The organism is Hymenobacter oligotrophus, from assembly GCF_003574965.1.
In the GTDB taxonomy this organism is placed as follows: domain Bacteria; phylum Bacteroidota; class Bacteroidia; order Cytophagales; family Hymenobacteraceae; genus Solirubrum; species Solirubrum oligotrophum.
This window is the reverse complement of record NZ_CP032317.1, coordinates 1,984,637-1,998,360: the sequence shown is the minus strand read 5'-3', so window position 1 is coordinate 1,998,360 and position 13,724 is coordinate 1,984,637. Positions and strand designations below refer to the sequence as shown.

Here is a 13,724-nt window from a genome sequence, read left to right as displayed (position 1 = left end):
CGCGGAGGCATCAACAACTCAGCACACCTCCGCGCCCACCTCTGCGAACCTCAGCGAGAAACACCGTCTGCACATTACTGCTGTACCTTAATCTTATCACCGGGCTTCACCTGCAGGATGCCGGTGCGCAAAATGGTGTCGCCGGCACCTAGGCCCTCGGTAACCTGAATGAGCTTTTCGGAACGGATGCCGATTTTCACGGGCTGCGGCTGGGCCTTGCCGCCCACCACCTTAAACACGCGGTAGCCACTAGCCTCGGGCGACACGGCCTCGGTGGGCACCTGAATGGCTTCTTCTACTTGCCCGATTTGCAGGTTTACGCGCACAAACGCGCCGGGGCGTAGCTCCTGCTTGGTGTTGGGGTAAGTAGCCCGCACCGAAAGCGTCCGCGAAACCGGGTCGATCTGCGGGTTGATGGCGTAGACCTTGGCCTGGTATTTTTTGCCGTTGGCCTCGTCGAGCACTTCCACCACGTCGCCGGCTTTCACGGCGTTGGCGTAGCGGCCCGGCACGGCAAAATCAACCTTAACCGGCGTAATGCGCGAAACCGTGGTAATGGGCGTGTTGGGCGATACGTAAGCGCCCTGCGACACCGAGCGCAGCCCCGCAATGCCGCTGAACGGGGCCCGCACGTAGGCCTTGGCCAGCTGGGCCTGCAGCGCCTGCAAATCGGCGCGGGCCGTAAGCAGCTGGTTGTTGGCCTGCTCGTATTCCTGCTGGCTGATAAACTCTTTTTCGAGCAGGGTGCGCTGGCGCTTTTCCTGGTCGCTGAACAGCTTGATGTTGTAGCGCAGCTTCTGCAGCTGGGCCTGTATCTCGTCGGCGTTGATGGTGAGCAGCAGCTGGCCCTTGCTCACCGGCTGCCCCTCCCGGAAGTTGAGGCTGGTAATCCGGCCGTTCACTTCGCTCCGGATGGTTACCTGCTCGTCGGCTAGCACCGAGCCCGTAGCCGCTACGGCATCAGTTAGGCGCGTAAGCTGCACCACGTACACCTGCGCCGGTACGGCGGCGCCGCGGCCGCCCGGTCCGCCGCCCTTGCCAGCGCCGGTCGCGCCGGGGCCGCCTTTGCCCACACCGCCTTTGCCGCCGTCGGCCGTCGGCGACGGGAAGAATTTGATCTTGACAAAGGCCAGTGCGGCCACCACGGCCGCGGCTAGCAGCCACCAACGCCACGCCCCGCCGCGGCGGGGTTCGTGGTCGTACTCGTTATGCACGTTCGCGGAGTCGGTTAACGGCTCAATTTGTGGCATGAGAGGGGTAAGTAAGAACGCAAAAAGTGCGGGGCGCGGGCCCCATCCGGCAAGGCCGCCTATAACAACCTAGGGCGGGCAGAAAGTTTTGGGCGTGGAGGCAGCGCTGCTTCTGCTCAGCTTCCACGGACACAAAAAAAGCCTGCGCGTTGCAGGCTTTTTCTGAAAAAACGGGGCCGGCTGCCCGCGTTCCTTACATAGCACGCTGGTTGATATAGCCTTTGGCCAGATCATTCAGCTTGGTGTCAGTGAGTTGTTCTTCTTGCAGGGTTTGCGAGAGCAGCGAGGCCGCCTCGGTGTGGCCCAGGCGCTCAGCAAAGTGGCGCGCGGTGCCGTAGCCCGAAATTTCGTAGTGCTCGATGCGCTGCGAAGCGGCAATTAGGGCGGCGTCTTTTACCTCGTGGGTAGCGTTTTCGCTCAGGGTTTCCTTGCCTTCAGCTACCAGGCCCTGCATGGCTTTGCAGGTGTGGCCGCCTAGGTCGAGGTTGAGGCCGCGGCCGATTTGCTCGAGGCGGGCTACCTGGTTTTGGGTTTCCTGCAGGTGAGTTTCAAATGCCTGGCGCAGGCGCGGGTCGTTGGCTTCTTGGGCCATCATCGGCAGGGCTTTCACCAGCTGCGTTTCGGCGCTGTACAAGTCTTTCAGTTGCTCGGCGAACAGGTCTTCGAGCGAGTTCAGTTTACCTTCAAAGAATGACATAATAATGAGGTGTTTGGGTGATGGTGAACAGGTACTTACTGGCGAAGCACTAACTAACAGCGTAGTGGGCATGATGTACGCACCGAGGCAAAGCAGGGTTGAGAAGAATGCCCGCCTTTTGGCCGATTAAGCGCGGAGCCATGGTGGCTGGCCCGGGCGGTTTCTGTACCTTGCAGGTTGCATGGCCCTTCGTAATTCCCGTCGTACCGTTGCTCCGCAGCTTGCGCTGGCGCCCGTGCCGTTGGCCGAGCTGCTGCGCCGGGTGCGCGATGTTTTGGCCCTGGCGTTCGACGATGCCTACTGGGTTACGGCTGAAATAGCCGAGCTTACCCTGCCGCGTTTTGGCGCCGGGCATTGTTACCTTACCCTCACCGACCCCGCCACCGGCGCGGGCGGGGCCGAGGTGCGCACGCAGGTGCGGGCCACCATCTGGCGCAACCGCTACGAGGCGCTGGGGCCGCATTTTGAGCAGCAAACCGGGCAGCCACTGCGCGCGGGCATGCGCGTGCTGGCCCGCTGCCAAGTGCGCTTTCACGAGCAATACGGCCTCAGCCTCGACATCATCGCCCTCGATGCTTCCTACACCGTAGGCGACCTGGCCCGGCAGCGCGCCGAAACCATTGCCAAGCTCGAAGCCCGCGACCTTCTTCAGCGCAACAAGCGCCTCTCGCTGGCGCTGGCTCCGCAGCGCTTGGCCGTCATTTCGTCGGCTACGGCTGCGGGCTGGCAGGACTTTGTGCGGCAGCTCGAAGAAGCCCCGTACGCCTTTAGCGTGGCCCTGTTTCCGGCGGCCATGCAGGGGCAAGAGGCGCCGGCCAGCATCCTGGCCGCGCTGGAGCAAATCAAGCGGCAGCGTAGCCAGTTCGATGCGGTAATCATCATCCGCGGGGGCGGCTCGCGTACCGATCTGCTGTGCTTCGACGACTACGGCCTGGCGGCGGCCATCGGGGCGTTTCCGCTGCCCGTACTCACCGGCATTGGCCACGACCGCGACGAGGCCGTGTGCGACCTCACGGCCCATACCTCCCTGAAAACGCCCACCGCCGCCGCTATTTTTTTGGTTGAGCGGCTGGCCCGCCTCGAGGCAGCTTTCAACGGCTACGGCGTGCGCATTCATGAGCTGTGTACCCAGCAGCTTGGCCAGTACGGGACGGCGCTGCAGCGCCTAGGTCGGCAGGTGGTGCAGCTAAGCCAAGGGCGCATCGGGCAAGAGCAAACCGCACTGCGCCAACGCTTGCGCCGCGCCACCGAAACCCCACGCGAAGCCCTGTTGCGCGAAGCCCGCCAGCTTACCGGCCAGCAGCAGCACTTGCGCCGCGCCGCCCTGCAAGCCGCCGACCGCCAGCGCCGGCGCGTGCGCCACCTAGGGCGGCTGGTGCTGCGCCGCTTCCGGCAGCTGCACCAACGCCGCCGCGAGGCTTTGCTGCGCCAGCGCTACCAGCTGGAGGTGGCCGCCGTGCGTGCCACCGCGCGCCACGCCTTGGCTTTGGCGGCGGCCGTTACCCGCCACGCCTCCCTCGACCCCCAGCACCTAGGCCAGCGCGGCTACCTGCGCGCCGATAGCCTGCACCCCATTACGCCCGCCACGCCCGCCGGCACGCTGTTGCTGCTGCAATTGCCGGAAGGCCCCTTGCCGGTGCAGGTGGTCGATTTGGCAGCCCCTCCCGATCCGCTTTCCTTTTAGTATGCCCACTCCCGACGCTACCTCGCCCGACCGTACCTACCGCGACGCCATTGCCGAGCTCGAAACCTTGCTTCGCCGCCTCGAAACCGAAAATGTGGATGTCGACGACCTGACGGCCAACGCCCAGCGCGCCGCCGAGCTTATCCGCTTCTGCAAGCAGCGCCTGCGCACCGCCGAGGCCTCCCTCGACCGCGTGTTCGACGCCCTCGACGACGAAGACGAGGAACCCGCCGGCGCTGCCGACGACGATGCGCTGTAAGAACCGCGTGCCTAGGTACACTGGCGGTAGCTGCCGCCGTTTGCCCTAGGTGCCAAGCCAGCTAGCAGCCTCCAGTACCACCTAGGGCAAGCATCCCGGTGCCGGGGGCCTGCCACAAGCCTTGCCTGCAACGTCTTCCGGCGTCCGCTGCGTCGCCACGCGGGCACCCGTTTACATCTGAATACCAATATATTTGTGCGCCTCGATCAGGGGCTTCTTGCTTCCTCCTAATTCCACCTCTCAACAACCTTTACCCAAATGACATTTACCGGCGACGAAGGCAGCTTTATTTCTGAAGAAGACGGCGTAACCTTAACCGGGCGTTACCAGAAGCGCGACATCAACACCAACAAGGCGGTGTTCCTGGGGAAGGAGCACCTACTCAAGCTATTGGAGCAAGACGGAGCGCAGGGCATCCGGTTTTACTTTGGGCTGAAAGCCGACGATAAGCTCACGTTGGTGGCCGTGGCAGCCAACAACGAGGGCGAAGACATAACTTCATTGGTGCTGAACCGCGGCTTCGAGTGCCCCGATTACTGCGCCCACAACAGCCCGTTCCGCGCCGAGTAACCGTTTACCCCACGCTATGCCAACGCCCATTCCCGAGTGGCTCGAAGTCCTGAGCAGGGTCCTTAACCGTGCATCCATGTTTGGCGTGCTCGTGCCCACCGTGCTGGGACTGTGGCGTTGGCGTAGCCTTTCAAAACCGGCCCGCATCGTGGTGGGGTACTTCGCGTTCTGGAGCGCCGATGCCTTTGTGGATATGTGGAGCCGCAAGGTGCTGCACACCAACATGTACCTGTTCCACGTCACGGTGCTCGTCGAAACCTGGCTGCTGGGCTGGGCCTACTACCACGCGCTGCGCCAACCTTGGGTAAAGCGCTGGCTGCCGGTGGTGGGGGTGGTGTTTACGCTGGTGTGCCTAGCCGACGCCTTCTGGTGGTCGGGCATTCATCGGCCCAATGTATACGCCCGCGCCTTGCAGGTAATGCTTATGCTTGCCCTCGTGCTGCTTTACTTCGAGCAGTGGCTGCTGCAGTTGCGCGCCCTCAACCCCTGGTACGACTTTATGTTTGTGGTGAGCGTGGCGCAGGCCATTTATTACGCCGGCTCCGTCACCAGCTACCTGATGAAAAAAGAAAAGGGCTTTGCCAATCTTTGGATGGGCATGATCATCGACGGCACCTACCTTATAGGCTTGGTGCTGATGACGCTTGCCTTGTGGCGCGACGGCCGCCCCCAGCCCAAAACGCTTTCGCACCGCGCGGTAAGCACCTAGGCCGCGGTTGGCTAATTGCTTTATTTTAAGGTAGTGGCAGCCCAATAATCTGCCATTGGGCAGCAAGAGTTCAAGTGGATATTAGTAATTTTAATCCGCCAAACCACACGCTGGGCAGTTGCTCGTTGCGGCATCATTTGTAGACTTAATAAGTGTTTATATTATATTTTGTATATGTTTAGGCTGTGCTTTTATCTGCTTAGTGTCCGATGAGTCCCTTGCTTAAAACAGTGCTCTTGGTTACGCCGGTGCTGCTGGTGCTGGCAGTGGGCATTGTGGGCTTTGTGTTGCGCTACCAACGCCGCCTGCTGCTGCAGCAAGAGGAGATGCGCCACGAGCGGGAGCAGGCGCAATCGCAAGCCCTCGAGGCTGCCTTGTTTGCGCAGGAAGAAGAGCGGCGGCGCATCGCAGCCGATTTGCACGACGCCGTGGGCACTATGCTGTCCATCGTGAAGCTGCACCTAAGTGCCATGCCCGAGTCGGCGGCTACCAGCGAAATGTCGGCCATGCTCGATCAGGCCATTTCCGAAGTGCGGCGCATTTCGCGCAACCTGCTGCCAGCCGTGCTCGAGAAATTCGGGCTGTCGTTTGCGCTCGAAACCCTTTGCCGCGCGGTTCCCGAGGGTGGCCCCCGGGTGGTGCTGCAGCAAGTAGGCGAACCGCGGCGCATGTCGGCCAAGCACGAGTTGGCCGTGTACCGCGTAGTGCAGGAGCTCATCGGCAACGGCCTTAAGCACGCCCAGGCCACCGAAATTGTGGTGCGCCTGCAATTCGGGCCCGATCGGCTGGGCATCGAATACGCCGACAACGGTATTGGTTTCAGCTTGGCTGCTACCGAGGTCCAGCCCGCTCCCGGCAGTCGTTCGGGCCTGGGTTTAACCAATTTACGTAGCCGCGTTATCGTTTTGCGGGGTATATTGCGGCACGAGTCGGCCCCCGGAACCGGAACCCGCGTTTGGATTTCTTTCCCGGCTGCTTACCTGCCCGCTGCTACTACCAATCCCGCTGCCACACCTATATCCGTACCGCTAGCCTCATGAGCCCCTCTATCCGAATAGCTATTGCCGACGACCACATCCTGTTTCGTAAAGGTTTACGGGCGCTGCTCACGGCGTTCGACGAGGTAGAAGTATTATTTGAAGCCGGCGACGGGCAAGAATTGCTCGAGCGCATTGATGCCCTAGACCACCGCCCCGACGTGGTGTTGATGGATTTGCAAATGCCTGTGCTCGACGGCTTGCAAACCACCCGCTTGCTGCGCGTGCAGTACCCCAGCATCCGGGTTATCATTATTTCAATGCACGATGAGCCCGAACTGATCGACAGCCTGAAAGCCGAGGGTGCTTATGGCTACCTGCTGAAAAACGCCAATCCCGAGGAAATGCGCCGCATGATTAAAGGAGCAGTGGCGCAAACGGTTGCCGTGTAGTAGCTTTGCTGCGTAATGCCTTGCCAAGCGGACAATAGTACATTGCCGTTGTACGGGCAGACAGTTGCCTTTGTAGTATGTTGCTTTATATAGCCCGCCTGCGCTTCGCTTTATGGTTGGGTGCGCTTGGCTTGCAGCTGCTAGCCGTAGTGCCCGCACAAGCCGCTTGCGCCCTAGATGCCGACTGGCCTGCCAGTCGCGGGCGGGTCGTTTCGGATAACCCCGCCGGGGTGGGCAAACCCAAGAGAACTGCCGCCTCGCCGCACACCCACACCGACAGCACCCGGCTGGTGGTGTTTCATCGGCCGGTGAGCACGCAGCCCGACGTGGAAGTGAGCGTGAACGGTGATGTTGTGGGCAACATTGCCGACAAAGGCTACGTGCTGGTGCCCTGGCCCAGCACCCGCAACGAGCTGAGTTTGTGCCCCACCGCGCGAGCCGCTGCCTGCGTGAGCGTGCACCCACAGCACTGCCGCGTAAACTACTACGAGCTAGTACCCGGCTACGGCAAGCACGCCGCCACGCTCAAGCCGGTTTCGGCCAAGGAAGGCGAGTTTTACATGCGCCTGCTGCAACAGCGCGCCCAAGAGCAGACCGCGCAGGCTGCCAGCCGCTAAGCGCGGCTGCGCCACCTAGGGCTGAAGCTCGGTGCTGGGGTCCCAGAAGCGCTGCGGAAAATCGGGTACTTTGTCTTCGACAACGGGCACGCCTTCAGCCTCCAAGGCCTCTTGCATGGCCGTGGGCGAGCCGAAAAATTGCTTGCCCGTGAGCACGCCCAAGCGGTTGATAACGCGGTGGCAGGGCACGTAATCATCGCCGCGCAGGGCGTGCGCCGCTTGCATGGCCCAGCCTACCGTGCGGGCACCCTGCTTGCTGCCCAGGTAGTGTGCAATGGCGCCGTAGGTAGAAACGCGCCCCGGTGGGATTTGGCGTACTACCTCGTACACATCCTGAAAGAAATTGCGGTAACGTTCGTTGAGCTCCTTCATCAGCCCGAAGATACGTGCCCTAGGAAGCCGTGGCCGAATCGGGGCGAGGAGCAGCGGGGGTGTTGGCGGAAACAGAGCCGGGATAAATGCAGCCATCTGTTTACCTTACAAGCCAAATCTCACCCTCACCTATCGTTTCGTATGAAAAACCGCAACCGCGTGTCGATCGTGGTGGCTGCCTGGGGCGCCTTAGCGCTGTGGGGCTGTGCATCGAGCTCCAAAACCGCCACCACCACCACCACGCAGACGACGGCAAGCACCACAACCGCAGCCCCGGCTGCCGAATCGTACCCCGCTGGCGTGGGCCTGAACGTGGCCAACCTTGATAAGTCGGTAGCGCCGTGCGACGATTTCAACCAGTACGCCTCGGGCAACTGGTACAAAAACAACCCCATTCCGGCCGCCGAGGTACGCTGGGGCTCATTTAACGAGCTGGCCGACAAGAACAACGCCGTGATGCGGCAAATTCTGGACGAAGCCGCCGCCAACAAAAACGCCGCCAAAGGCACCAACGCCCAGAAGGTAGGCGACTACTACGCCTCGGCCATGGACACGGCTGCTATTGAAGCGGCTGGCCTCAAGTACCTGCAGCCCGAGCTGGCCCGCATCAGCGCTGCCAAGGACCTGAAGAGCCTGCAAAGCCAGCTGGTGCGCGCCCAAATGCTGCAAACCGGCGCCCTGTTCAACACCTACGTTGGGCAGGACGACAAAATCAGCTCGCAGTACGCCGTAAACCTGTACCAAGGTGGCCTGAGCCTGCCCGACCGCGACTACTACCTGAAGGAGGATGCGCGCTCGAAGGGCATTCGGGCGGCGTACATGACGTACCTGACCAACACCTTTAAGCTGCTCGGCGACAACGAGGCCACGGCCAAGAAAAACGCCGAAACGGTAATGCGCCTCGAAACGCGCCTGGCCAAGGCCTCGAAGAGCCGCGTGGATTTGCGCGACCCGTACGCCAACTACAACAAAATGACGGTGGCCGAAGCCAACAAGCGCTTCCCCAACCTAGGGCTTTCGGCCATGCTGCCGCAGCTGGGCCTAGGTTCGGCCAAAGAAGTGATTGTGGGTCAGCCGGCGTTCTTCCAGGAAGCTAGCAACGCCATGAAGGCCGAGCCGCTAAACGACTGGAAAACCTACCTGCGCTGGCACCTGGTGTCGTCGGTGCCGTCGGCGCTGCCGCAAGCGTTCAACGACGAGTCGTTCCGTTTCCAGCAGGTACTCACGGGCGCTAAAAAGCAGCAGCCCCGCTGGAAGCGCATGATCCGCGCTACGGATGGTGCCCTGGGCGAGGCGTTCGGCCAGCTGTATGTTGATAAGGCCTTCACCCCCGAGGCAAAAGCTAAGGCCATGGAGATGGTCAGCAACATCAAGGAGGCCATGGGTGAGCACATTCAGCGCAACGACTGGATGAGCGACGCCACCAAGAAGGAAGCCATGAAGAAGCTCAACGCCTTCACGGTGAAAATCGGCTACCCCGACCAGTGGAAGGACTACTCGGCGCTGAACATCTCGCGCGAGTCGTACCTGAAAAACGTGCTGGCTTCGCGCGAGTGGGCTTACCGCGACATGGCCAGCAAGTTTGGCAAACCCATCGACCGCAAGGAGTGGGGCATGACGCCGCCCACGGTAAACGCCTACTACAATCCGTCGATGAACGAGATTGTGTTCCCGGCCGGCATCATGCAGCCGCCGTTCTTCGATCCGAAGGCTGACGACGCCGTTAACTACGGCGGCATGGGCGCGGTAATCGGCCACGAAATCACCCACGGCTTCGACGACCAGGGCCGCCAGTACGATGCCGAAGGCAACCTGAAGGACTGGTGGACCAAGGAAGACGCCGAGAAGTTTGAGGCCCGCGCTGCCGTAGTAGGCAAGCAGTACTCGGCCTTCCAGCCGCTCGACTCGGTGTACGTGAACGGCAAGCTGACCATGGGCGAAAACCTCGCCGACCTAGGAGGCCTGAGCATTGCCCACTCGGCGCTGCAAAAGCAGCTGAAGAAGCAGTACCCCAACGGCAACGTGCCTAAGTACGACGGCCTCACGCCCGACCAGCGCTTCTTCCTCGCCTGGGCGCAAATCTGGCGTACCAACGCGCGTCCGGAGTTTCTGCGTCAGCAAGTACTCACCGACCCGCACTCGCCGGCGCAGTTCCGCACCAACGGCCCGTTGATGAACATGCCGCAGTTCTTTGAGGCCTTCGGTTGCAAAGAGGATGCGAAAATGGTGCGCGCCAAAACCGAGCGTGCCAAAATTTGGTAAGCTAATTAGCTCCAAGCCGATAAGGCGGCCCGCGCATTTGGCGCGGGCCGCCTTTTTCTTTGCTGCAACTTTGCGGCTCGCCGTATAGCCATCGGTTGCCCTAGGTACCTACGGCCGCATGTTTGCTAACCCTCGTTGCATGAACAAGTTTCTTTCCGCCGCCCTAGGTGTGTTGTTGCTCCTGAGTGCCTGCCAGCGCAAGGATGCGCGTAAGCCGGATGCCGCCAGTACGGCGCCGGCCACACCAGCCACGGCGCCTGCGCCAACCCCCACCGACCGCACCGCCGAATACCTCAGCAACCCGCAAGTTGGCGACGTGCTGGTAGTGCGCTTTTTCCCAAAAGGTGGCGCGCAGGAACGGTTTTACTTCTACCGCATTTTTCGCGTAAGCGGCGACAGTATTCTTACCAATCCGGCCCGGCAGCCGGCCGCCAGCGCCACCGCCGATATAAGCGGCATGGAGGTGTTTGCGCCCCAAGCCGTGCGCACTTACACCCGCCAGGAGTTGGTTGATTTTCAAAAAGAAGACCCCATCGATCCGCAACACTCCAAGCTGGTGCAGATTCGGCGGGGCCAGTAGACTTAGGCTAAGCGGCTATTTCAGGATTTCAACCTTCATGCCTACGTCCTTGAGCGGCCAGTTGTAAGCATCAACGGGTACTTGGTTGATTTTCTCGACCACGTCCATGCCTTCTACTACTTCGCCAAACACGGTGTATTGGCCATCGAGAGCGGGTACGCCGCCTTCGGTGGTGTACGCTTTTACCTGCTCGGGCGTGAGCTTGCGGCCGGCTACGCCTTGTGCCTGGAAAGCTTTCATGGGCTTGCCTACCGTGAAGTAAAAGTCGTGCGAGGAAGAGAGGCGGCCGGGGTTCTTCTCGTCGTCGTAGCGGGCCATGCCCACGGCGCCGCGGCGGTGGAAGTACTCGGGCTTGATTTCGGGAGGCAGATGGTACTTGCCCAGGCTTATGGTGCGCTTATCTGAATTGCCGCCCTGCACCACAAAGCCCTTCTCGATGCGGTAGAACACCGTCTGATCGAGGTAGCCCTTGTTGGCTAGCAGCAAAAAGTTGGCGCGGTGCAGCGGCGTGTCCTTAAACAAGCGCACCTTCACCGGGCCCATGTCCGTTTTGATCAGTACCTCGGTTTGCGGATGCTCCTGGCCGTACTTCGTCAGGATTTCCACCACGTTCTGGTCGTTGATCTTGGTCAGGTCCGGGCCGGGCCGGTTCGAGCCATCGGCCGAGGTGGCAGCGGCTTGTTCCTGAGCGGGCTGCTGCTGGTTGCAAGCAGCTACCAAAAGCACGGCGGCACCTAGGGCAGCCTGGGCAAGGGTGGGGCAGAGGCGGGCAAGAACGGTGGTCATGGCAGCAAGAAAAATCCCCCGAACCTAGGGCAGGTCCGGGGGACAAACATACACGGCTTCGGCAACTCAGAGCTTGATGCCCAATTTTTTCGCTATGTCCTTGAACATTTCGGGGTCGAAATCCTCCGCGCCCGGTGCGTTTAGCTGGGGTTCCTCTTCGAGGTCGGGGTAAGGCGCACCCTCGGGCGAGCCTTGCACCACCTGCAGCTCTTGGCCGTCTTCGGGGTGCGGGCCGTTCCAGATGAGGCCGGCCTGCAGGTAGTCTTCGGGGCTAAAGGTGTAGAGCTTTAGGTGCAGGCCTTTTTGCTCGTGCTTACGCGCTTCCGGAAAAGCTTTATTGCTTAAATCGGGCACGGGCACCAGCTTGGTTACGGCCACGCCGGTGAGTACTTCCAGAGCCCGGGCGTAAGCCACAATATGCACCCCGCCGCGCACCAGCAGGTAGCCCACCATTTCGCGGGCGGTGCGGTCGGTTACCATCTCGTACACGCGCATTTTGTTGGCGCGGGCGCCGCATTCCAGGAAGAAGTTGTGCAGCAAGTCCATCTTCAGGTTGCCGGTGCTCACCACGTTCTGGCCCGTCCAGGGCAGGCCCATCGAGTCGACGGGCAAGGCGGCTTGGCCGCTGGCAATAAAGTGGTAGGAGTTGCGCGCGTCCACTGCGTTTTGCAGCGGGCCGGGTTCGGGGTCGTGGCCGCGCTTGGTGGTGCCGGTCAGGAGTAAGTTAATGGCATACGACACCGCTTCGATATGGCCGTACTCTTCGGCCGCAATGCTGGCTACCAGTTCGTAAAACGGCCGCAGCCGCTTGCGCCCCCTGAAATTGAACGACTGAAAGGTGTAGTTCATCAGGGTCGACATCTCCCCGAACTTGCCACCTAGCAGCTCCTGCACGGCAGCGGCGTCGTTGGCCGAGGGGTTTTTGGGGGTGGGCAGCTCCAGCGCCAGCCGATCGATGCGGTGAATCATAGCTTTACAGGATTGGGTGAGGGTATAACGCGGCGCCAGTGATAGGCCGAAGCATGGTTAACGAATAGGCTACTAGGTAGTTATGGTTGAGTAAACAAAAACGCCCCTGCGGGGCAGGGGCGTTTTTGTGAAAGAAATGCCGGGGTAAGCGGGCCGGTGCTGAGCAGCTCACTTGTCGTTGAAGGGGCTGTTGTCGTCCTTCTTCTTGGCCTTGGTTTTCTCTTTCTGCTTGTCGTTGTCGCGCTTCTCCTTGGTCTTTACTTTGTCGGCCTCGGGGGCAGCTGCGGGGGCAGCGGCGGGCGCTGCTGCTTCGGGGGCCGGCGCGGGGGCGGCGCCATCGGCCGAGCCCACCACGTCGGGCTTTTCCTCCGACTTCTCCTTCTGCAACGAAAGCAGCATGTTCAGGGGCACCAGTTGGTTGTCCTTCCAGGCTTCGAGTTGCTCGTCGAGCACTTTCTTTTCTTCCTTGCTAAGCTTGCCGGGGCGCATCATGGCGCCTAGGTCGGGGCTGCCGGCATCTTTCCAGGCCGTGTACCACATCGAGGCTACCATGGTGGGTGCGCCTTTCAGGCGGTAAGCCACCATGCCGCCCACTTTCTTGTGGTACTCCTTGGCAAACGCATCGGAGTAGGAGCGGCGGGTTTTTCCGTATTTGTGCGAGTAGGTATACTTCTTCTCGGTGGGGAAGTTTTTGCTCAACTCCATCTCGTAGTCGAAGGTGGCACCCAAGAACCCGTACGAATCCTGCACCACTCTCCAGATGGCCGACTTCGGGTCTTTTAGGTAATCGGCTTTCTCCGAGTCGAGTTTGTAATCGGCAATAAACATTTCGGGCAGCTTCGACTCCCACAGCGAGTGCAGGCCGTGTTGCTTGGTCAGCTGGCCGTCGTAGTTCTCGGTGGTGTGCAGCGGCACAAAGGCATCGGCCACGTAGTGGTTCAAATCGGCCGACAGGGCAATTATGGCGGTGGTATCGCGCTGCTTAAAGGCTTCGGTGAGCTTTTCCTTGGTTTCGAGCACCACCCACGGCACCACACCGTATTTCTTCAGCGTATCGGCGGTGTACTTGGCTACGGCCTTGTCGTAGTCTTTCGGCATCATCCCAAAGGGGTTGTCGCCGAAGTGGTCCATGTCGATGAAGTGTTTGGTAGCCTCGGTGGGGTCGTCGTTGCGGCGCTCATCGGGGGCGGTGCTCAGCTTCACCAGCTGCGGCATGTGGCGGTAGTAGAAGCCCTGCATGCTCGAGGGCAGCGTGTACACGGCTATCTGCGTGATGGTGCGGTGACCAAAAAAGCCCCAGCCGGGCGACAACACCGGCACCAGCATGGCCAGCGCCAAGGAGAATAAAGCTTTTTTCATGGAAGAGTGCCAAATGGCGGGAAAAGGCACTTAAAGTTCGGGAAATTTTGGCGTTGGTTGTTCACCATTCCCTAGGTGAGATCTGGGCCAAGCAGGCCAGGGCCTATGGCAGCCCTACCACCAAGCAGGTGCCAGCGCCCCCGATACTTTTCGGGCGAATTTTGCCTTGGTGCAGTTGCTC

General features: G+C 60.9%; 15 protein-coding genes. 9 read left to right on the top strand and 6 right to left on the bottom strand.

Annotation, left to right across the window (positions count from 1 at the left end):
• Positions 1 to 74: 74 nt before the first annotated feature.
• Positions 75 to 1,250 carry an efflux RND transporter periplasmic adaptor subunit gene (locus D3Y59_RS08565; protein ID WP_119444679.1) on the bottom strand — a complete coding sequence of 392 codons (1,176 nt, stop codon included), beginning with the start codon at positions 1,248 to 1,250 and terminating at the stop codon, positions 75 to 77.
• Positions 1,251 to 1,443: 193 nt separating this feature from the next.
• On the bottom strand, positions 1,444 to 1,947 hold the full coding sequence (locus D3Y59_RS08560; protein ID WP_119444678.1) for a YciE/YciF ferroxidase family protein: 504 nt from the start codon (positions 1,945 to 1,947) through the stop codon (positions 1,444 to 1,446).
• 181 nt (positions 1,948 to 2,128) lie between these two features.
• Here D3Y59_RS08560 and xseA point away from each other — a divergent pair, with 181 nt between their 5' ends.
• The 7 genes from xseA (at position 2,129) to D3Y59_RS08525 (ending at position 7,215) form a co-directional block, all read left to right on the top strand.
• The gene (xseA, locus tag D3Y59_RS08555; protein ID WP_119444677.1) at positions 2,129 to 3,631 is read left to right on the top strand and encodes an exodeoxyribonuclease VII large subunit; all 1,503 of its coding nucleotides are present in this window, start codon (positions 2,129 to 2,131) and stop codon (positions 3,629 to 3,631) included.
• Between the two features lies 1 nt (position 3,632).
• Complete coding sequence (gene xseB, locus D3Y59_RS08550; RefSeq protein WP_119444676.1) at positions 3,633 to 3,890, top strand: exodeoxyribonuclease VII small subunit; 258 nt, start codon at positions 3,633 to 3,635, stop codon at positions 3,888 to 3,890.
• A 258-nt stretch (positions 3,891 to 4,148) separates the two neighbouring features.
• Positions 4,149 to 4,460 (top strand): hypothetical protein, encoded by a 312-nt coding sequence (locus D3Y59_RS08545; protein WP_119444675.1) that lies wholly within the window; start codon positions 4,149 to 4,151, stop codon positions 4,458 to 4,460.
• A 16-nt stretch (positions 4,461 to 4,476) separates the two neighbouring features.
• On the top strand, positions 4,477 to 5,169 hold the full coding sequence (locus D3Y59_RS08540; RefSeq protein ID WP_162910651.1) for a hypothetical protein: 693 nt from the start codon (positions 4,477 to 4,479) through the stop codon (positions 5,167 to 5,169).
• A 209-nt stretch (positions 5,170 to 5,378) separates the two neighbouring features.
• The gene (locus D3Y59_RS08535) at positions 5,379 to 6,209 is read left to right on the top strand and encodes a sensor histidine kinase (protein ID WP_119444673.1); all 831 of its coding nucleotides are present in this window, start codon (positions 5,379 to 5,381) and stop codon (positions 6,207 to 6,209) included.
• Positions 6,206 to 6,598, top strand: a complete 393-nt coding sequence (locus D3Y59_RS08530; protein ID WP_119444672.1) for a response regulator — start codon at positions 6,206 to 6,208, stop codon at positions 6,596 to 6,598. The genes D3Y59_RS08535 and D3Y59_RS08530 overlap by 4 nt, the downstream gene beginning before the upstream one ends.
• A gap of 77 nt (positions 6,599 to 6,675) precedes the next feature.
• A complete protein-coding gene (locus D3Y59_RS08525) occupies positions 6,676 to 7,215 on the top strand; it encodes a hypothetical protein (protein WP_119444671.1) in 540 nt (179 codons plus the stop codon).
• Positions 7,216 to 7,230: 15 nt separating this feature from the next.
• Here D3Y59_RS08525 and D3Y59_RS08520 read toward each other — a convergent pair whose 3' ends face one another.
• A complete protein-coding gene (locus tag D3Y59_RS08520; RefSeq protein WP_317127423.1) occupies positions 7,231 to 7,683 on the bottom strand; it encodes an MGMT family protein in 453 nt (150 codons plus the stop codon).
• 45 nt (positions 7,684 to 7,728) lie between these two features.
• On the opposite strand from D3Y59_RS08520, the gene D3Y59_RS08515 reads away from it, so the two are divergent.
• Together D3Y59_RS08515 and D3Y59_RS08510 are read left to right on the top strand one after the other, a co-directional pair.
• The gene (locus D3Y59_RS08515; RefSeq protein ID WP_119444669.1) at positions 7,729 to 9,849 is read left to right on the top strand and encodes a M13 family metallopeptidase; all 2,121 of its coding nucleotides are present in this window, start codon (positions 7,729 to 7,731) and stop codon (positions 9,847 to 9,849) included.
• A gap of 139 nt (positions 9,850 to 9,988) precedes the next feature.
• Positions 9,989 to 10,429 (top strand): hypothetical protein, encoded by a 441-nt coding sequence (locus D3Y59_RS08510; protein ID WP_119444668.1) that lies wholly within the window; start codon positions 9,989 to 9,991, stop codon positions 10,427 to 10,429.
• 15 nt (positions 10,430 to 10,444) lie between these two features.
• Here D3Y59_RS08510 and D3Y59_RS08505 read toward each other — a convergent pair whose 3' ends face one another.
• The 3 genes from D3Y59_RS08505 to D3Y59_RS08495 all read right to left on the bottom strand — a co-directional run bounded on the left by D3Y59_RS08505 (position 10,445) and on the right by D3Y59_RS08495 (position 13,543).
• Entirely contained in the window at positions 10,445 to 11,215 is a 771-nt protein-coding gene (locus D3Y59_RS08505) for a peptidylprolyl isomerase (RefSeq protein WP_119444667.1), read from the bottom strand.
• A gap of 66 nt (positions 11,216 to 11,281) precedes the next feature.
• Positions 11,282 to 12,184: a manganese catalase family protein gene (locus D3Y59_RS08500; RefSeq protein ID WP_119444666.1), complete on the bottom strand. Its 903-nt coding sequence runs from the start codon at positions 12,182 to 12,184 to the stop codon at positions 11,282 to 11,284.
• A 168-nt stretch (positions 12,185 to 12,352) separates the two neighbouring features.
• Positions 12,353 to 13,543: a zinc dependent phospholipase C family protein gene (locus tag D3Y59_RS08495; RefSeq protein ID WP_119444665.1), complete on the bottom strand. Its 1,191-nt coding sequence runs from the start codon at positions 13,541 to 13,543 to the stop codon at positions 12,353 to 12,355.
• Between the last annotated feature and the right edge of the window lie 181 nt (positions 13,544 to 13,724).